This is a genomic window from Kytococcus aerolatus (assembly GCF_900187395.1).
GTDB classification, from domain to species: Bacteria; Actinomycetota; Actinomycetes; order Actinomycetales; family Dermatophilaceae; genus Kytococcus; species Kytococcus aerolatus.
In genome coordinates, this window is the sequence record NZ_FYEZ01000003.1 from 258,652 (window position 1) to 276,067 (window position 17,416).

The window sequence follows — 17,416 nt, forward strand, 5'->3', positions numbered from 1 at the left end:
GGCATCACCGGCCCTCCCGTGGGGACGAGCCGCTCCCCAGCCCCAGCTCTCCCAGCACCTCGCGCGCCACCGGCGGCGTCTCGATGCGGGCCGCCAGGGCGTGCCGGGCCGCCGCCCGCTCCAGGGCCAGGTGCACCTCGGCGAGCGCCGCCCGGTCCTCGGCTCCGTCCCCCGGGGCCGCGCGCAGGGCCTCCCGGTGCCGGGCGAGACGGGCGGCGTCCCAGGTGCTCACCGGCCCGGAGGGCGAGGTCCCGGCGGGCGCCTCCCCGCTCCCCAGGGCCGCCTCCAGCGAGGCCCGCAGCAGCGGCCCGGCCACCGCGTCCGGCTCGGCCAGCCCGGCCCGGGAGAGCGCCCGGCGCACCGTGGTGACCAGCGCGGCCACCCCCTCGGTGGCCACCGTGACCGCGGCGTCGTGCCGCGGCAGGTCCACCGCCTCGAGGCGCAGCGGCGTGGCCCCCAGCTCGGCGACCAGCGACTGGGCCACCGGGTCCACCTCCACCGGGCACAGGTGGCAGACCACGGCGTCGCGCAGGCGCTGCACGTCCTCGGCCTGCCCGGAGAAGACCATCGCCGGCTGCAGGGAGACGCCCAGCACCGGCAGGCCCGCGGCGAGCGCCGGCGCGAAGAGCTCCACCCCCACCCCGGGCACCGTGTGCACCAGGAGCTGCCCGGGCCGGAGCGCCCCGGCCGTCACCAGACCGTTGACCAGCCCCGCGGCGTCGCGGGCGGGCACCGCGAGGAGCACCAGCTCGGCCTCGCCCGGGACCTCCTCCGGGGCCCGCCGGATGCTGTGCGGCAGCAACCCGTGCGCCCGCTCGGCCCCGGCGTCCCCCACGGAGTGCGCGACCACCCGGTGACCGGCGGCCTCCCAGGCGGCGCCGAGGACCGCCCCGACCCGTCCGGCGCCGATGATGCCGATGCGTAGGCGGGGTGCGCCCGCGGTCTCCTCGGAGTGCATGGCGGTCACCCTACGCAGCCCGGGAGCCGATTTCTGCCCGACCCGGGAGGGTGTGACAGGCTCCCCACCATGCGCACCTGGGAGTGGGAGACCACCGAGCCGGGCGTCCACCGGACCCGGCTCACCGAGCCCGTCGACCCCGTCGCGCTGATCGAGGCGGTGGACGCCCGGCTGGCGGCCGGCGCCCACCGCGTGGAGCTGCTCCTGGACCCCGGCCGACGCGACCTGCGGGCCGTCGCCGTCCGTGCCGGGATGCGCCGCGAGGGGGTGCTCCGCGGGCTGCTCGGCCCGGGGCCGGAGGGGGACGCCCTGGTGGTCTCCCGGCTGGCCGACGACCCGCCCCGCAGCTCCCGCGAGAACCGGCTCGGGGTGCTGGACTCCGCGATGCCGCGCAAGCGCGTCATCGGTCAGGGCGTGATCCGCGACGACCGGGGGCGGGTCCTGCTCTGCGAGCTCACCTACAAGGCCGAGTGGGATCTGCCCGGGGGCATCGTCGACCCCGACGAGGGGCCGGCCACCACCGTGGTCCGGGAGATCGGGGAGGAGCTCGGGGTCGAGCTGCCGCTCGGCCCGCTGGTGTCCCTCAACTGGCTGCCCGCCTACCGCGGCTGGTCGGACGCCCTGCTCTGCCTCTTCGACCTCGGCGTCCACCCGGACCTCACCGAGCGGATGACCCTGGACCCCGGCGAGATCCGCGCCGTCCACTGGTGCACCCCCGAGGACGTGGCGCAGCACGCCGCCCCCTACGTGGCCCGCCACCTCTCCCAGGTCTGGGACGGGCAGGAGCTGCGCACCGGGGCGGCCCTCCTCACGGACGGACGGCCCGTCCCGGCGGGCCCGACGGACTGAGCCCGCCCCCGGGGACCCCGACGACCGCTGCGCTCAGGCGGCCGTGTCGTCGCGGTAGCGCCCCATGGCCGGCGTGGACGGGCTGGTGACCCGCTGGCCCCGACCACCGTCGTGGTCGTCCTCCCCCTCCGGCGGCACCCGGCACAGCCACTGGCTCACCTGACCGACCACCGCCAGCACCACCGAGGTACCCACCTGCAGGCCGGTGCGCAGCACGTCGCCCCGCACGCTCGGCACGTCGGCGTTCGGCAGGGCGGCCACGAGGAGACCGGTGAACAGCCCGGCCAGCGAGGCCCCGGCCCAGGCGGCCGCGATGGCCAGGACCACGACGAGGCGGGCCGTCGTCGGGGCCGGGGAGCGCTCCCGCCAGCGCTGGTCGGCGGCGGCGTCGGCGGTGGTCCGGCTCGAGCGCCACACCCACAGGGCTGCGGCCAGCAGCGCGCCGGCGAAGAGCAGGTCGAGGACCAGGCCCGCTCCTGCCCGGACGGGCACGGGGTTGCCGCGCCCCAGCCACCAGGTGGACAGGCCCCAGCCCACGAGCGAGGCGCCCAGCCAGGTGAGCACGAGCTGCCACGGGCGGGTGCCGGGACCCTGCGGCCCGTCGGTGGGGGTCTGGTGTCGCGGGTCACGGGTCATCGGGCGCCTCCCCAGCGCAGGGCGGGCCAGGGCGGGCCGGGCCGGACCCCTGCGGCGTCGGCGGCCCGGGTCGCCAGGGTGGCGACGGACTCCCCACCCAGCATCGCAGCCGGGTCGACCTGCGACCACGGCACCAGCACGAAGGCCCGCTCGGCGGCCCGCGGGTGGGGCAGCTCCAGCGTGCCCGTGCACCGCAGCTCGGTGCCGGTGCGCGGATCGCCCTGCTGGACGAGGTCGAGGTCGAGCGTCCTGGCCCCCCACCGGAGCTCCCGGGTCCGGCCGTGCTCGGCCTCGATGGCGTGCAGCGCGGCGAGCAGGCGCTCGGCCGGCAGCACGGTCTCCAGCAGGGCCACCGCGTTGAGGTACACCGGCTGCTCCACGCCACCCACCGGGTCGGTCTCCACGAGCGGGGAGAGGCCGGTCAGGCGGGTCCCCGGCAGGTCGCCGAGCCGGGCCACCGCGGCCGCGAGGGTCGCGGCGGCGTCCCCGAGGTTCGCCCCCAGGGCGACGACCGCCGGGCGGGTGCGCTCCCGGGTGGCCGAGACGGTCACGTCCGCGAACGGCACGGTGATCGGCGCCTGCGGCTTGTGGACGGTCACCGTGAGCCGGCGGCAGGCCTCCGCCCCCGGGAGGGCCTCGACCGCGTCGAGGAGCCGCTCGACGAGGGTCTCCAGGAGATCCACCGGCTCCCCGGCCAGCACGGCGTGCAGGGCCTCGGCGGCCTGGCCGTAGTGGAGCGTGGCGCCGATGTCGTCGCCCGCCCCGGCGCCGGGCACCAGCTCGGCCTCCAGGTCCGCGACGAAGTGCTGCCCCTCCTGCCGCTCGTGCTCCAGCACGCCGTGGTGGCCCCGGGCCTCGACCCCGCCGAGCCGGATGACCGGCCCCGCCCCGGGCGTCCGTCCGACCGGGGTGCTCACCCCTCCTGCCAGGGCCGCATCCGGGCGTGCACGCCGAGGGCGTCGACGGTGGGCGTCACCGCGTGGACCCGCACCGCCCAGGCGCCGGCCTGCGCCGAGAGCAGCGAGGTGGCCGCCGTGGCTGCGTCCCGCTCCGGGGCCGGAGCGGGCTCATCCGCCCCTCCGACGGGCACGAGTCCCGCGCGCACCTGGCCGAGGAAGCCCTTGCGGGAGGTGCCGACGAGGGTGCGGCAGCCCAGCAGGTCGGCCCCGCGGACGAAGCGCTCCAGGCCGGCCAGCAGCTCCCAGCTGTGCTCGGGTCGCTTGGCGAACCCGAAGCCCGGGTCCAGCACGATCCGCTCGCGCGGGATGCCGGCCTCCTCAGCGGCCGTCACCCGCTCGGTGAGCTCGGCGAGCACCTCGGCGGTGACGTCCTCGTAGCGCGCCTCGGCGTACATGTCCTCCGAGTGGCCGCGCCAGTGCATGAGCACCAGGTCGGCCTCGGTCCGGGCCACGACGGGCAGCATCTCCGGGTCGGCCAGGCCGCCGGAGACGTCGTTGACGATGCCCGCCCCCGCGGCGACCGTCTCGGCGGCCACGGCGGCGCGCGTGGTGTCGACCGAGATGGTGACCCCCTCGGCGACGAGGGCCTCCACGACCGGCAGCACGCGGCGCAGCTCCTCGGCCTCGTCCACCCGGGCGGAGCCGGGGCGGGTCGACTCGCCCCCGACGTCGACGATCCGCGCGCCCTGCGCCACGAGGCGGCGGGCCTGCTCCACGGCAGCGGCCGGGTCGGCCCAGCGTCCCCCGTCGCTGAAGGAGTCCGGGGTGACGTTGACGATGCCCATCACGAGCGGGGCGGGGCGGGGGGTCGGTGCGTGCATGGTCGCCTCCTCAGCGGTGGCTGGCGATGAGGCTCATCGCCTCGGCCCGGGTGGCCTGGTCGGTGAAGTGGCCGCGCACGGCGGAGGTCACCGTCCGCGCGCCGGCCTTGCGCACCCCGCGCATGGTCATGCAGAGGTGCTCGGCCTCCACGACGACGATCACGCCGCCGGGGTCCAGGTGGTCCACCAGCGCGTTGGCCACCTGGGTGGTGAGCCGCTCCTGCACCTGCGGTCGGCGGGCGTAGAGCTCCACCAGGCGGGCGAGCTTGGAGAGGCCGACCACCGTGCCGCCGCGCGGCGTGTAGCCCACGTGGGCCACCCCGTGGAAGGGCAGCAGGTGGTGCTCGCAGAGCGAGTGCATCTCGATGTCGCGGACCAGGACCATCTCGTCGTGGTCGATCGCGAAGCGGGTCCCCAGGACCTCCGCGGGGTCCCCCTCCAGCCCGGAGGTCAGCTCGGCGAAGGACCGGGCGACCCGGGCGGGCGTCTCCAGCAGCCCGTCCCGGTCCGGGTCCTCGCCGATCGCCAGGAGCAGCTCCCGGACCGCGGCCTCGGCGCGTGCGTGGTCCACGTCAGCCCTGACCGGGGCCCCAGCCGACGGGGCTCGCGCCACCCCCGGCGTGCGGCGGCTGGCTCGGGCCGTCACCGGGACCACCGGTGGCGCCGGGCTCCCCGGCCCCGTGACCGGGGGAGACCGGGCGCTCGTCGACCGGCAGCTCGTGCAGCGGGGTCGTCATGTCCCCGCGGTCGATGGCGGCACGCTCCTCGGGGGTCAGCACCGGCGGCTGTTCGGAGACCGGCCGGTCGTCGCTGGAGAGCCAGGTGGCGCGCACCGGTCGCTTCCGGACCGGCTCGAAGATCTCGGCCAGGCGCGGGGCGTTGATGGTCTCCTTGTCGAGGAGCTCCAGCACCAGGGCGTCGAGGATGTCCCGGTTGTCGTTGAGCGCGTGCCAGGCCTCGTCGTGCGCGGCCTCGATGAGCTCGCGGACCTCGGTGTCGACCACCGCGGCCATCCGCTCGGAGTAGTCGCGGCCGCCCCCCATGTCGCGCCCCATGAAGGGCTCGCCTGCGGACTCGCCGAGCTTCACGGCACCGACCTTGTCGCTCATGCCGTACTGGGTGACCATCTTCCGCGCGATGTCGGTCGCCTTCTCGATGTCGTTCGAGGCACCGGTCGAGGGGTCGTGGTAGATGAGCTCCTCGGCCACCCGACCGCCCAACGCGTAGGCCAGCTGGTCGAGCAGCTCGTTGCGGGTGGTGGAGTACTTGTCGTCCAGCGGCATCACCATCGTGTAGCCCAACGCCCGGCCGCGCGGGAGGATGGTGATCTTGCTGACCGGGGCGGTGTGGTTCATCGCCGCGGCCACCAGGGCGTGACCGCCCTCGTGGTAGGCGGTGACCTTCCGCTCCTTCTCGTTCATGAGGCGGGTGCGCTTCTGGGGGCCGGCCATGACGCGGTCGATCGCCTCGTCCAGGGCCCGGTCGTCGATGATCTGCGCGCCGGAGCGGGCCGTGAGCAGCGCGGCCTCGTTGAGCACGTTCGCGAGATCCGCGCCACTCATGCCGGGGGTGCGGCGGGCGACGGCCAGCAGGTCCACCGAGCCGGCCATCGGCTTGCCCTGGGAGTGCACCTTGAGGATGTCGTGGCGGCCCTTGAGGTCGGGGGCCTCCACCGGGATCTGGCGGTCGAAGCGGCCCGGGCGCAGCAGGGCCGGGTCGAGCACGTCGGGACGGTTCGTCGCGGCGATGAGGATGACGTTGTGCGTGCCGTCGAAGCCGTCCATCTCCACCAGGAGCTGGTTGAGCGTCTGCTCGCGCTCGTCGTGACCGCCGCCCATGCCGGCGCCGCGGTGGCGACCGACGGCGTCGATCTCGTCCATGAAGATGATCGCCGGGGCGTTGGCCTTGGCCTGCTCGAAGAGGTCACGGACGCGGGAGGCACCCACACCGACGAACATCTCGACGAAGTCCGAGCCGGAGATCGAGTAGAAGGGCACCCCGGCCTCGCCGGCCACGGCACGGGCCAGCAGGGTCTTGCCGGTGCCGGGCGGGCCGTAGAGCAGCACACCCTTGGGCACCTTGGCACCGACCTCCTGGAACTTGGCCGGCTCGGTGAGGAACTCCTTGATCTCGTGGAGCTCGTCGACGACCTCGTCGGCCCCTGCGACGTCGTCGAAGGTCACCTGCGGCATGTCCTTGTTGGCCAGCTTGGCCTTGGACTTGCCGAACTGCATGATCCGCGAGCCCCCACCCATCTGCGGGAGGATCAGCAGGAAGAGCCCGATGATGAGCAGGAAGGGCAGCAGCGTCATGAGCATGCTCATGAGGAAGCTGGGGGTCTCCGGGTCGTCGGTGAAGCCCTTCGACGGCGGGTTCTCGTTGAGCGCCTCCACCACGTCCGGCCCACGCGACTCCACGTAGAAGGACTGGATCTCCCGGGCGTTCTGCACGTCCTCGCCGGAGTACTCGCTGCCCGGCTTGAGGGTGAGGTCGACCCGGTCCGGGGTCACCTTCGCCGACTCGACCGTCCCGGCCTCGATCTGCTCCAGCGCCACGGAGGTGTCCACGCGTTCGAACGACTTGTCGCCGCTCAGGCCGAACCAGATCAGGGACGCACCGATGATCAGGAAGATCCAGATCATGGGCGAACGCCACATCTTCTTCATCGTCATCCTCGTGTGGGGGGTGGGCCCGCCGCTGCTCGCGGTGCTCTGGGAACGGGTCGTCGCGGGTCAACGCCCGGGGGCGCCCCAGTGTTCCACAGCACAGTCGTCCCTCCCCGGCCGGCGGTCCGCGCTGTGGAGCGGTGGTCGGTCAGCTGTACATGTGCGGGGCGAGCGTGCCCACGCAGCGCAGGTTGCGGAAGCGCTCGTCGAAGTCCAGGCCGTAGCCCACGACGAAGTCGTTCGGGATGTCGAAGCCCACGTACTTCGCGTCGATCTCGACCTTCTGGGCCTCCGGCTTGCGCAGCAGGGTCGCCACCTCCACGGAGGCTGCCCCGCGCAGCTCGAGATTCTCCAGGATCCAGCTGAGGGTCAGGCCGGAGTCGATGACGTCCTCCACCACCAGCACGTGGCGGTCGGTGATGTCGGTGTCGAGGTCCTTGAGGATCCGCACCACGCCGCTGGATCTCGTGCCCGACCCGTAGGAGCTGATGGCCATCCAGTCCATCGGCACGCTGTACGGCATGGCGCGCATGAGGTCGGAGACGACCATGACGGCGCCCTTGAGGACACCGACCATGAGCACGTCCTTGCCCTCGTAGTCGGCCGCGATCTCCCGGGCCATCCGGTCCAGGCCGGCGAGGATCTCCTCCTCGGTCAGCAGGACCCTCTCGAGGGCATCCCCCATGTGCTCAGCGTCCACCGGTCTCTCCATCCTCGGGCGTACAGGGCTGGGGTTCATTGTGTCCGACCGGGAGGGCCCCACGACCGCGACCCCGTCCCTGCGCCACCGGGCCCACCGGTGGCCGCCGGGCAGGTGCACCGGGCCCTGCCCGGTCCAGCCGGTGAGCAGCCGGTCCAGGCCGGCCAGGTGGGTGTGCGTCGGCACGGGGCCGGCGCCGTGCGTCCGCTGCACCAGCCGGCGCCACACGCGGGGCCGCAGGGCGGCCTCGACCCCCGCCAGCTCCTCCACCGGCCAGGCCGGGCCGGGGTGCTCGGTGAGGGCGGCCGCCCGGCCGGCCGCGAGCGCGTCGAGGAGGTCGGCGTCCGCCCGGAGGTGGTCGGCGCTGCGGGCCAGGGCGGGGACGAGGTCCTCCCCGGCCGCGTCGCCGAGGACGGCCAACGCCTGCCGGATGCGCACCCGCGCGAACCGCGGGTCGTCGTTGTGGGGGTCCTGGTGCGGGGCGAGCCCCTGGTCGGCGCAGGCCTCCCGGGTGGTGGCCCGTCGCAGGCCGAGGAGGGGGCGCTCGTAGGGGCCGCGGCGGGCCGGCATGCCCGCCAGGGAGCGGGTCCCGGCCCCGCGCAGGAGCCCCAGGAGCACCTGCTCGGCCTGGTCGTCCGCGGTGTGGGCCAGCCAGACCCGCACCGACCGGTCAGGGGCCCCCAGCCCGTCGAGCACCTCCGCGAAGGCGTCGTAGCGCGCCTCCCGGGCAGCGGCCTCCGGGCCGTCCCCCCGGCCCACCTCGACGCGGCGCACCAGCACCGGGTCGAGGCCGAGCGCCCGACAGGTGGCGGCGGCCCGGGCGGCCACCTCGGCGCTCCCGGCCTGCAGTGCGTGGTCCACCACCACCGCGCCGCTCAGGACGCGTCCGCCCCGACGGCGCAGCCGGTCGGCCTCGAAGGCCAGCCCGGCGGCCAGCGCCAGCGAGTCGGCCCCTCCGGAGCAGGCCACGAGCACGCCCGCCCCCTCCTCGGCGGCAGCACGCAGCGGGCCCCGCACGGCGTGGCGCACCGCGGCGACGGCAGCCGGCGGTCCGGGCACCTCAGGCGGTCCGTCGCGTCAGGCGCCGGTGTTGCACTCGCAGCCCTGGAGGGCGGCGATGATCTCGTCGTGGGCCTTGCGGGCGACCATCGGCTGGGTGCTGCGTTCGAAGTCGTCGCTGCTCACCACGAAGGTCAGGAGGCGACCGTCCTGGGTCACGGTGCTGCCGGCCATGCCCGAGGCCATCGGGAGGGTGCCGGTCTTGCCGCGCACGAAGCCGCGGGCCTCCTCGCGACCGTCGCCGTAGAAGCGCGGGTCGAGGGTGCCGTAGAGGCCGGCCATGGAGAGGTTGGCCATGATCCGGCCGTACTCCGGGTCCTCCCCCGAGGCGCCCTGGGCGAGGAGCTCGCCGAGCACCTGGACGGGGATCTCGTTCTTGCTCGTGAGGCCGGCGCTGTCGTGCTGCTGGTGGCCGGTGTTGTCGATCCCCCGCTCCTTGGTCATGCGCACCACCCACTGGCCGACGTCGGAGGGGTCGGACTTCTCCACCTTCAGCCCGCCGGTGGCCAGGGCGGCCTGTCGGGTGAGCGTCTCGATGCGGGCGTTGTCGCTGACCTGCATGGCGTGGACGAGCTGGTCGCGGACGGGCGCCGACTTCACGACGGCCAGCGTCTCGCCCTCGGCCTTCTTCTTCGTCCGCGGGATGCCCTTCTCCACCTTGACGCCCTCCTCGTGGAGGCGCCCGGCGAAGGTGCCGGCCACGTTCATCACCGGGTCCGGCGGGCTGGGGTGCAGGTGGCGGGCCCGGTCGTCGAAGAGCTGGGCCATGGTCACGCGACCCGACCACCCCTCGTTGAGGGCCACCTCGGACCAGTCCTCCGACCAGGTCGCCCCGGCCTGCGAGTCGTCGAGGGCCACGGTGAAAGTCTCCGGCAGGTCTTCCCCCGCCTTGCGCTTCTTCTTGATCGCGGCCGCGGTCTGCTTGGCGAGGTCCTGCAGGCCGGCCCGGTTGGCGGTCGCCAGCGGGTTGCCCATGCCGCGGGAGAGCATCGTGTCCCCCCCGGCGACGATGACGATGTTGTTCCCCTCGTCGAGCAGCACCTTGGTCTCCAGGCGCTGGTCGAGATCCCACCCGGACTGGACGATCGCCCCGACCGAGACGAGCTTCGTCATCGACGCCAGGTGGTTGGGTCGGTCGGCGTTCTGCTGGAGGAGCACCTTGCCGGTCCGGGCGTCCCGGATGTCCAGGGAGAGGAAGCCGAGAGTCTCGTCGTCGAGGGTCTTCCCCAGCGCCTTCTTGACGGTCTCCGGGCTGGGCGCCTGGTCGGAGTTCTCCAGGTGGGCGAGCACCTCCGGGGAGTCCCCGGCCTCGGCGGTCACCTTCTCCGCCTCGGCCTTCTCCTGCGGGCCGTCGCTGACCCGCGCGGCCTCGCCGGGGGCCATCTCGTGGCTGATGACGCCCTCCTTCGGGGCGGCCGGTCGCTTGACGGCCGTGGACTCCTCGTCGTCCCCTCCCTGCTCCTGCTCGGCGGGGGCTGCGGTCTCGGGGGCGTTGGTCAGGACGCCCGGCACCTTGTCGTAGACGTCGGCCGTGACGTAACCGGCTGCCAGGGCCACCACGGCCGTGCTGGCGATGAGGGCGTTGCGGGCGGAGGACTTCACCGGGGACCTTTCGGAGGCGGGCGAGGGATGCGACAGACTGGGCCACAGCCTAAACGCCGAGACGAGGAGGTCCCATGGAGTTCGACATGACCGTCGAGATCCCTTCCGGGAACAAGAACAAGTACGAGATCGACCACGAGACGGGCCGGATCCGCCTGGACCGTCTGCTCTTCACCGCCATGCGCTACCCGGCCGACTACGGGTACATCGAGGACACCCTCGGTGAGGACGGCGACCCGCTGGACGCCCTCGTGCTGCTCGACGAGCCGACCTTCCCCGGCTGCGTGGTGCGCGTGCGCCCGGTGGCCGTCTTCAAGATGGTCGACGACGCCGGCGGCGACGACAAGATCCTGTGCGTGGCCTCCGGCGACCCCCGCCGCGACCACATCCAGGACTCCTCGGACGTCTCGGAGTTCACGCTCGACGAGATCCGCCACTTCTTCGAGGTCTACAAGGCCCTGGAGCCGGGCAAGTACGTCGAGGAGGGCTCGAGCTGGGGCGACCGCTCCGAGGCCGAGAAGATCATCACCGAGGCCCTGGAGCGCGCCAAGGAGCAGGGCGTCACCACCGCCCGCTGGCCGCTGCCCGGCCACCAGTCCGACGACACCGAGCGCTCGATCGACCGCGCCGAGGGTGCCGGCGGCCAGGAGAGCCAGGCAGACAAGCCGGAGGCCTGAGTCACCCGCTGACGCCTCTCCGGCACGCACGATGGAGCCGGCACCCCCGCCGTGGGGTGCCGGCTCCTTCGTGTGTGGCTCAGGATGGTGGTCCCCGGGAGGCCCCGCCGACGCCACCGGGGGACGACGGTCACCTGACGCACACGGAGGTCACCGGTTCCGGTGACCCTCGCGTGCATCAGGTGATTGCCGTGGGGAGCTGGGGCACGTGCCCCAGACTCACTCCCAGGGGGAGTAGACGGACTTCTCGCAGGGCGGGAACTCCGCGAGCTCGACGGGGCTCTCGGCCACGTACTCCCGACCATCCACCACGACCAGGTAGGTGACCGTCATGGCGACGTTGGCGGAGTCGGCGGATCGGATGTAGAAGGCCACACGATCACCGCCGGGCTCGATGGTGAAGATGGGCGCTTCGTCCGGAGCCCAGGCGATGGCGCCACCCCTGGCGGTCACTTCCATGATCTCGACGGTGCCCACGGAGCCGGAGATGTTGGTCATGTCGATCTCGACGCGGTAGGCCTTCTGACCGCGGCTCTCACCCGGGAGCTTGCAGCTGCCGCCGCCGGGACCGGCGGCCACGATGGGCTTGTCCGGGCTCGGCTCGGGACTGCCGGGCGAGGCAGCCAGCGAGGGGGCCTGTGCGGCCACGAGCACCGACGGCGCCGACCAGGCCGCGCCCTTGGCCACGGCACGACGGGAAATGTTCGTCATGAATCTGTCCTTTTCACGGTGATCTGCGAGAGGGCGCATTTCGCCTCCCCCGGCGACGGGCACAATCTACCGCCCCCGGTACCGCCGGGTACAGCACCCGGAGCACCTCGCAAAACTAGGACGGAATGGCGGATCTAGCCACAATGACCGACCCACCAAAAATCTTGCGTGAGCACATACCTCCCCATCTTCCGAAATTCCTCCTCGCCAGAATTCCAGCCGAAGGGATCAAAGTGCATCGATGTCGATGTCCCGACCTTCGGAGGGGGTATCGGACCAAGGAAGGCAGGGCACAGCGGCCGTCCCCCCAGCCCCCCCAGACCTGCTTGGGCACACGTCCCCCGACGTCGCGGCGTCGACATACCTCGCCGAGTCCTCGGGCGTCGATCTCGGGTGGAGGAACGACCAGTGGCGGATGCCGGCCCCCCGAGGCGGCAGCGCCGGGGGGCTCTCCCGACCTCCTCGCAGATGAGGTCGGAGCGATCCTCACGGCGATCAACGACTTCTACGGCTGGCCCACGCCCCCGCTGCCCACCGCATTCCATGCCTACCGAGGGCACTGGCAGAACGCCGAGGAGCACGTCTCATTCCACTTCCCACAGTCGGGCCCGATCGTCTCGGGGCCTCTGCTTGGTGGAGCTGCCTGTCGAGATCGAACCGCGACCTGTTCATCTCGCGAGAACTCGGAGACGCTTAGGCGTTGACCCTGCAGTGAAGATCTCCGGGGCGTGCGACCCGCTGGGGTCAGGCGTCGTGGTCGGTGGGGTCGGGTCCTGGGCCTCTTCGTCGACGATGTTGACGTGGCCGGGGGTGGTATTGCGCTTGAAGGGGTGCTTGGGTTCAGGTGTCGTCGTCACGGTCGGCTCCGGGGGGTGGCTTGGGTTGACACGTGAGTGGGTGGGTCGTTGAGTGGGTCCTATTGCTCCCCGTCGTCCCTTCTGGGATTGGCGGGTCTTTTTCGTCGTGGGTGGTGGTCAGTCAAGCCAGCAGAGGGTGCGGTCGGCCGTGTCGCCGAGGAGCTCGACGAGCTGTTCGTGGGTGAGCAGGCCCTCGCCGAGGCAGTGCTCGGCCCAGCGGGAGCGGTGCTCGTCGTCCCTGGGCCAGCTGCCCAGGTCGATGGTGGTCTGCTCGATGGTGGTGATCGGCAGGCCCTCCCGGATCGTGATCTGCGAGGGCTCGAGGCGGGCGGTGTGGGTGGTGATGCCCTTGAGTCGGCGCCTCCTCGGGACCGTGATGTGGATGCCCCACGGCAGGTCGACCGCACCCCACAGATGGGCTGCTGACTGGTGGGAGAGAACGCCCCCGTCGCGGTGCAGGGGGTCGAATTGGAGCTGGAACTGGTCGCGTGAGGTGTCCAGTCGCTGCAGGGCGGTGCGGTAGTCCCCGTAGTCCAGGTCCATGATCGCGGCCACGAGGTAGACGCCCTGCCACTCCCGTGCTCGCAGAGCGACACGGCCACGGTGACAAGTACAGAGAGCATGGTGGAGACGAGCCGAGGATTTGGCTCCAGAATGCGAGATCCCCAGGCCGTGTGACCTGGGGATCTGCATGGAGCCGCCTGCCGGAATCGAACCGGCGACCTGTTCATTACGAGTGAACCGCTCTGGCCGACTGAGCTAAGGCGGCGGACCGACCGCACGCTGCCGTGCGATGCGAGCGCCTACTATACGGCCTGCCGCAAGTCCGGGCGAAATCCGCCACACCGCTCCCACCCCGGCCACACGGTGCGCCCACCCTCCGGCAGGCGCACCTCAGCAGGAGGCGTCCTCCCCCTCGGGCACCGTGCCGGAGAGCAGGTAGGCGTCCACGGCCCCGTCCACGCACGCGTTCCCGCGCCGGTAGGCCGTGTGACCGTCCCCGTCGAAGCGCAGCAGCCGCCCGTTCTCCAGCTCGCCGGCCACCTCCTCGGCCCACTCGTAGGGCGTCGCCGGGTCACGAGTGGTCCCCACCACGAGGATCGGAGCGCTCCCCTTCGCCCGTGCGGTCAAGGGCTCGTCAGGCGTGACCGGCCAGTCCTCGCAGACCGAGCCCTCCCCCCGCATCAGCTCGCCCCACAGCGGAGCAGCCTCGTCGTAGGCGGCCTCCACCTCGGCCCGGCTGCGCCCGCCGCTCCCGGCCGGACGGTCGTTGCAGGTGTAGACGGTGAACGCCTCCATGAGATTCGAGGCGTAGCCGCCGTCCGGGTGGCGGTCGGCGTACTGCCCGGCCAGCCCCATGAGCCCGGACCCGTCCCCGTCCCGCGCCTGCCGCAGGGCGGCGCGCAGGGCCGGCCAGCTGGTCTCGCTGTACATGCCGGAGGCCACCCCGTAGGTCGCCCACCCGACGGTCAGCTCCGTCACCGCCCCGTGGCCCCGGACGGGCAGCGGGTCGGTCTCGGCCTCCTCGAGGAGCTCCTTCAGCCCGTCCACGGCGGCCTCCCGGTCACCACCGAGCGGGCAGTCCCCCTCCTCGACGCACCAGTCGAGGAAGGCGTTGGTGGCCCGCTCGAAGCCCTCGGCCTGACCCACCCCCATCTCCACGGCGTCCAGATCGGTGGGCAGCACCCCGTCGAGCACCATCGCCCCCACCCGCTCGGGGAAGAGCTCGGCGTAGGTGGCGCCCAGGGTGGTGCCGTAGGACTTGCCGAGGTAGTGCAGCTGGCTGTCCCCGAGCACGGCCCGCAGGATCTCCAGGTCCCGTGCGGCGGTCTCGGTGGTGACCTCGCCCAGCCCCTTCCCGAGATCCTGCTCGCAGCCCTCGACGAAGGCCGCCACCTGCCGCTGCCCACGCTTCCGGCCCGCCGCGGAGTCCGGGTCCTCCACGCCTCCGATGAAGACGTCCATCCCCGCGTCGTCGAGGCAGTCCACCGGCTCGGAGGAGCCCACGCCCCGCGGGTCGAGGCCGACCACGTCGTAGCCCTCCCGCACAGCCGGGCCCACGACCTGGTCCGCCGCCCGGGCGTACTCCACCGCGCTGGAGCCCGGCCCACCCGGGTTCACCAGCAGCGAGCCGATGCGGCGGTCGGCGTCCTTCGCCGGGGCGCGGAAGACCGCCAGCGAGACCGTCTCCCCCGCCGGGCGGTCGTGGTCCAGCGGCACGTCCAGGGTGGCGCACTGGCCCCCCTCGCAGTCCTCCCACTCCAGCTCCTGGCCGGTGAAGCGCTCCAGGGCCGGGTCCACCGGCGGCAGGGACTCCTCGGGCGCCGCGGTGCGCAGGTCCTCCGGCAGGGCCCCCTCCTGCCCAGGCAGCGTGCACCCGGCCAGGAGCATCGCGCCACCGGTCAGCAGGGCGAGCGCGTCCCGCCTCACCGGCGCCCTCCGGCCACGGCCAGGTCGCCCTGCAGGCGGTGGACGGCCACGAGCATCGCTTCCAGCGCCAGCAGGGGCGCCACGTTCTCGGTGATGCGGGTGCGGGCCCGGTCGATCTCCTCCAGGCAAAGCAGCAGGTGCTCCGCCGAGGTCGTCCCGGCCAGGCGCTGCAGGTCCGGTGCGGCCTGGACGTTCACCAGCTGCACCGGCCCCTCGCCGTCACCGCTGGCCGCCCCGCAGGCGATGAGCAGGGCGTCCCGGTAGACCGAGGCGAGGTCGACGAGCGTGCGGTCGATGACGTCGCGCCGCCGCCGGGTGGTGCGGGCCTTCTGCTCCTTGGCCAGCTGGTTGAGCTGGGAGCGGATCGCCGGCGGCTGGGTGCGGGCCGTGGGGTCGGCCCCGTTGAGGCGCAGCAGCTCCTCCTTCTCCGCGGCGTCCCGCTCCTCGGCCACGGCCTGCGCCTCGGCGGTGGCCAGATCGTGCAGGGCGGCGGCCTGCCGCAGGGCGTCGCCCAGCCCGGAGAGCTCGGCCGGGATGCGGGTCACCCGGTGGCGGCGGGTGCGGGCCTCCTCGTCGCGGGCCAGCCACCCGGCCACCCCGATGTGGGACTGCGCCGCCCGGGCCGCCCAGGCCGCCATCGCCCGGTCCACCCCCCGGGCCACGAGCAGCTCGGTCACGGCCTCCACCGGCGGGGTCCGCAGCGCCAGCTGCCGGCAGCGCGAGCGGATGGTCACGATGACGTCCTGCGGGGAGGGGGCGCAGAGCATCCAGATGGTGCGCGGGCTGGGCTCCTCCAGCCCCTTGAGCAGGGCGTCGGCGGCCTGCTCGGTGAGCCGGTCGGCGTCCTCCACGAGCAGCACCCGCCACGCGCCGACCGTCGGGTGGTGGGCCGCCAGCAGGGCCAGCTCGCGGGCGTCTCCCACCCCGATGGAGAGCCCCGCGGTGTTCACGACCTCCACGTCGCTGTGCGACCCGTTCGCCACGGTGCGGCAGGACCGGCACTCCCCGCACCCGCCCTCCGGGCACTGCAGGGCGGCGGCGAAGGCCCGGGCGGCGTTGGAGCGCCCCGAGCCGGGCGGTCCGGTGAACAGGTAGGCGTGGGTGAGGCGCCCCGGCTCGGCCACGGCGGCGGCCAGGGTGGCGGCCAGCTCCTCCTGGCCGACGAGCTGGTCCCAGACGGGGGGCAGGGCGGTCATCGCCCGCTCCCCTCCACGCCGTCGACGGCACCGGCGAGCAGGGCGTCCACGGCCCGGCTCACCTCGGCGGCGATCTCCGCGGCCGGGCGGGCGGCGTCCACCACCAGGTAGCGCTCCGGCTCCCGCGCGGCGAGGGCGAGGAAGTGCTCCCGGACGCGGGTGTGGAAGACAGTCGACTCGGACTCCATCCGGTCGGCCTCGCCACCGCGGCGCCCGGCGGCCAGGGCCGGGTCGAGGTCCAGCAGCACGGTGAGATCGGGAAGCAGGCCCTCGGTGGCCCAGCGCGAGAGGCGGTCCACCTCGTCGGCCGCCAGCGAGCGCCCGGCCCCCTGGTACGCGATCGAGGAGTCCATGAAGCGGTCGGTGAGCACGACCGCACCCCGTTCCAGGGCGGGGCGGACCAGCGTGGCCACGTGGTGGGCGCGGTCGGCGGCGAAGAGGAGGGCCTCGGCGCGGGGGGCCACCTCGCCCCCGTGGAGGAGCAGCTGCCGGATCTCTACCCCCAGCGGCGTCCCACCGGGCTCCCGGGTGAGCAGCACCTCCCGGCCCGGCGCCACCCGCTCCAGGTGCTCCCGGAGCAGACGCAGCTGGGTGGACTTGCCGGCCCCGTCCCCGCCCTCCAGGGCGATGAACACACCGCGCATCAGGCGCCCCGGCGCGTCGCAGCCCCCGGGGCGAGCACCTCGTCGTCGGGGCGCAGACGGTCCATGAGCCGGCCGGTGAAGGAGTCCAGGGCCGCGAACTCCTCGTCGGTCATGCCGTCGAAGAAGACGCGGCGCACGTCCCGGACATGCAGGGGGGCGATCCCCACGATCGTGTCCAGGCCCTGCTCGGTGAGGTGCACGACCGCCCCGCGCGCGTCCTCCACGGCGGCCACGCGACGCACCAGGCCGCGCTTCTCCATCCGCCCGACGTGGTGGCTCAGCCGGCTGCGCTCCCACCCGATGCACCGCGCCAGCTCGGAGACCCGCAGGCAGCGGTCCTCGGTCTCGGAGAGCACCACGAGCACCTCGTAGTCGGAGATGGACACCTGCCCCCGCTCCTGCAGCGAACGGTTCAGGGCCGCGTTGATCTCGGTGGTCAGAGCCACCCACCGGCGCCAGACGATCTGCTGGGCAGGGTCCAGCCAGGGTGTGGCCTCGGAATCGCTGGACACATCACTCGTCATGGTGGTCGAGAGTATCGGGAAGATTTCCGACATCGCATAGCACCACGGGCGGGCCCGGCAGATCCCGGCGGCGGCGGCGTCCCCCCACGGGTGGGGGTGCCCAGCACACCCCGTGCCCCTACCGTGA

General features: G+C 73.5%; 16 protein-coding genes, 1 tRNA gene and 1 pseudogene. 2 read left to right on the plus strand and 16 right to left on the minus strand.

Annotated features, from left to right (window positions below; translation table 11 throughout):
* Positions 1 to 4: 4 nt before the first annotated feature.
* The gene (locus CFT82_RS10540; RefSeq protein ID WP_088819099.1) at positions 5 to 958 is read right to left on the minus strand and encodes a Rossmann-like and DUF2520 domain-containing protein; all 954 of its coding nucleotides are present in this window, start codon (positions 956 to 958) and stop codon (positions 5 to 7) included.
* A 69-nt stretch (positions 959 to 1,027) separates the two neighbouring features.
* Between CFT82_RS10540 and CFT82_RS10545 the strand changes: the two genes are divergently transcribed.
* A complete protein-coding gene (locus CFT82_RS10545; RefSeq protein WP_234994406.1) occupies positions 1,028 to 1,807 on the plus strand; it encodes an NUDIX domain-containing protein in 780 nt (259 codons plus the stop codon).
* 33 nt (positions 1,808 to 1,840) lie between these two features.
* Here CFT82_RS10545 and CFT82_RS10550 read toward each other — a convergent pair whose 3' ends face one another.
* From CFT82_RS10550 to CFT82_RS10580, 8 genes and pseudogenes are all read right to left on the minus strand, one after another.
* Positions 1,841 to 2,443, minus strand: a complete 603-nt coding sequence (locus CFT82_RS10550; RefSeq protein ID WP_088819100.1) for a DUF3180 family protein — start codon at positions 2,441 to 2,443, stop codon at positions 1,841 to 1,843.
* Positions 2,440 to 3,360 (minus strand): 2-amino-4-hydroxy-6-hydroxymethyldihydropteridine diphosphokinase, encoded by a 921-nt coding sequence (gene folK / locus CFT82_RS10555; protein WP_234994407.1) that lies wholly within the window; start codon positions 3,358 to 3,360, stop codon positions 2,440 to 2,442. The genes CFT82_RS10550 and folK overlap by 4 nt, the downstream gene beginning before the upstream one ends.
* A complete protein-coding gene (gene folP, locus CFT82_RS10560; RefSeq protein WP_234994408.1) occupies positions 3,357 to 4,223 on the minus strand; it encodes a dihydropteroate synthase in 867 nt (288 codons plus the stop codon). The genes folK and folP overlap by 4 nt, the downstream gene beginning before the upstream one ends.
* Positions 4,224 to 4,233: 10 nt before the next feature.
* Entirely contained in the window at positions 4,234 to 4,794 is a 561-nt protein-coding gene (gene folE, locus CFT82_RS10565) for a GTP cyclohydrolase I FolE (RefSeq protein ID WP_234994410.1), read from the minus strand.
* A gap of 1 nt (position 4,795) precedes the next feature.
* Complete coding sequence (gene ftsH / locus CFT82_RS10570) at positions 4,796 to 6,895, minus strand: ATP-dependent zinc metalloprotease FtsH (protein WP_088819101.1); 2,100 nt, start codon at positions 6,893 to 6,895, stop codon at positions 4,796 to 4,798.
* Positions 6,896 to 7,037: 142 nt separating this feature from the next.
* Positions 7,038 to 7,589 carry a hypoxanthine phosphoribosyltransferase gene (gene hpt, locus CFT82_RS11930; RefSeq protein ID WP_200815144.1) on the minus strand — a complete coding sequence of 184 codons (552 nt, stop codon included), beginning with the start codon at positions 7,587 to 7,589 and terminating at the stop codon, positions 7,038 to 7,040.
* A 429-nt stretch (positions 7,590 to 8,018) separates the two neighbouring features.
* Positions 8,019 to 8,648: pseudogene (gene tilS / locus CFT82_RS12375) on the minus strand (tRNA lysidine(34) synthetase TilS); the annotation flags it as partial.
* Positions 8,649 to 8,666: 18 nt separating this feature from the next.
* The gene (locus CFT82_RS10580; RefSeq protein ID WP_088819105.1) at positions 8,667 to 10,250 is read right to left on the minus strand and encodes a D-alanyl-D-alanine carboxypeptidase; all 1,584 of its coding nucleotides are present in this window, start codon (positions 10,248 to 10,250) and stop codon (positions 8,667 to 8,669) included.
* A gap of 74 nt (positions 10,251 to 10,324) precedes the next feature.
* Between CFT82_RS10580 and CFT82_RS10585 the strand changes: the two genes are divergently transcribed.
* Positions 10,325 to 10,927, plus strand: a complete 603-nt coding sequence (locus CFT82_RS10585) for an inorganic diphosphatase (protein WP_088819106.1) — start codon at positions 10,325 to 10,327, stop codon at positions 10,925 to 10,927.
* A gap of 219 nt (positions 10,928 to 11,146) precedes the next feature.
* Here CFT82_RS10585 and CFT82_RS10590 read toward each other — a convergent pair whose 3' ends face one another.
* The 7 genes from CFT82_RS10590 to CFT82_RS10620 all read right to left on the minus strand — a co-directional run bounded on the left by CFT82_RS10590 (position 11,147) and on the right by CFT82_RS10620 (position 17,289).
* Entirely contained in the window at positions 11,147 to 11,638 is a 492-nt protein-coding gene (locus CFT82_RS10590) for a hypothetical protein (protein WP_088819107.1), read from the minus strand.
* 974 nt (positions 11,639 to 12,612) lie between these two features.
* Positions 12,613 to 13,038: a hypothetical protein gene (locus tag CFT82_RS10595; protein WP_143469618.1), complete on the minus strand. Its 426-nt coding sequence runs from the start codon at positions 13,036 to 13,038 to the stop codon at positions 12,613 to 12,615.
* Between the two features lie 149 nt (positions 13,039 to 13,187).
* A tRNA-Thr gene (locus CFT82_RS10600) sits at positions 13,188 to 13,264 on the minus strand.
* Between the two features lie 125 nt (positions 13,265 to 13,389).
* The gene (locus tag CFT82_RS10605; protein ID WP_234994411.1) at positions 13,390 to 14,925 is read right to left on the minus strand and encodes an alpha/beta hydrolase; all 1,536 of its coding nucleotides are present in this window, start codon (positions 14,923 to 14,925) and stop codon (positions 13,390 to 13,392) included.
* Complete coding sequence (locus CFT82_RS10610; RefSeq protein ID WP_088819110.1) at positions 14,922 to 16,121, minus strand: DNA polymerase III subunit delta'; 1,200 nt, start codon at positions 16,119 to 16,121, stop codon at positions 14,922 to 14,924. The genes CFT82_RS10605 and CFT82_RS10610 overlap by 4 nt, the downstream gene beginning before the upstream one ends.
* The gene (gene tmk, locus CFT82_RS10615) at positions 16,118 to 16,765 is read right to left on the minus strand and encodes a dTMP kinase (protein WP_088819112.1); all 648 of its coding nucleotides are present in this window, start codon (positions 16,763 to 16,765) and stop codon (positions 16,118 to 16,120) included. Before tmk ends, CFT82_RS10610 begins: the two co-directional genes overlap by 4 nt.
* Positions 16,765 to 17,289: a MarR family winged helix-turn-helix transcriptional regulator gene (locus CFT82_RS10620; RefSeq protein WP_088819114.1), complete on the minus strand. Its 525-nt coding sequence runs from the start codon at positions 17,287 to 17,289 to the stop codon at positions 16,765 to 16,767. Before CFT82_RS10620 ends, tmk begins: the two co-directional genes overlap by 1 nt.
* Between the last annotated feature and the right edge of the window lie 127 nt (positions 17,290 to 17,416).

What these genes read in the sequence shown, in the direction of transcription:
- folP (WP_234994408.1), bottom strand. Translation starts at nt 4,223, where the DNA reads ATGCACGCACCGACCCCCCGCCCCGCCCCGCTCGTGATGGGCATCGTC.
- ftsH (WP_088819101.1), bottom strand. Translation starts at nt 6,895, where the DNA reads ATGACGATGAAGAAGATGTGGCGTTCGCCCATGATCTGGATCTTCCTG.
- CFT82_RS10610 (WP_088819110.1), bottom strand. Translation starts at nt 16,121, where the DNA reads ATGACCGCCCTGCCCCCCGTCTGGGACCAGCTCGTCGGCCAGGAGGAG.
- CFT82_RS10620 (WP_088819114.1), bottom strand. Translation starts at nt 17,289, where the DNA reads ATGACGAGTGATGTGTCCAGCGATTCCGAGGCCACACCCTGGCTGGAC.
- CFT82_RS10590 (WP_088819107.1), bottom strand. Translation starts at nt 11,638, where the DNA reads ATGACGAACATTTCCCGTCGTGCCGTGGCCAAGGGCGCGGCCTGGTCG.
- CFT82_RS10540 (WP_088819099.1), bottom strand. Translation starts at nt 958, where the DNA reads ATGCACTCCGAGGAGACCGCGGGCGCACCCCGCCTACGCATCGGCATC.
- tmk (WP_088819112.1), bottom strand. Translation starts at nt 16,765, where the DNA reads ATGCGCGGTGTGTTCATCGCCCTGGAGGGCGGGGACGGGGCCGGCAAG.
- CFT82_RS10595 (WP_143469618.1), bottom strand. Translation starts at nt 13,038, where the DNA reads ATGGACCTGGACTACGGGGACTACCGCACCGCCCTGCAGCGACTGGAC.
- CFT82_RS10545 (WP_234994406.1), top strand. Translation starts at nt 1,028, where the DNA reads ATGCGCACCTGGGAGTGGGAGACCACCGAGCCGGGCGTCCACCGGACC.
- CFT82_RS10585 (WP_088819106.1), top strand. Translation starts at nt 10,325, where the DNA reads ATGGAGTTCGACATGACCGTCGAGATCCCTTCCGGGAACAAGAACAAG.
- CFT82_RS10550 (WP_088819100.1), bottom strand. Translation starts at nt 2,443, where the DNA reads ATGACCCGTGACCCGCGACACCAGACCCCCACCGACGGGCCGCAGGGT.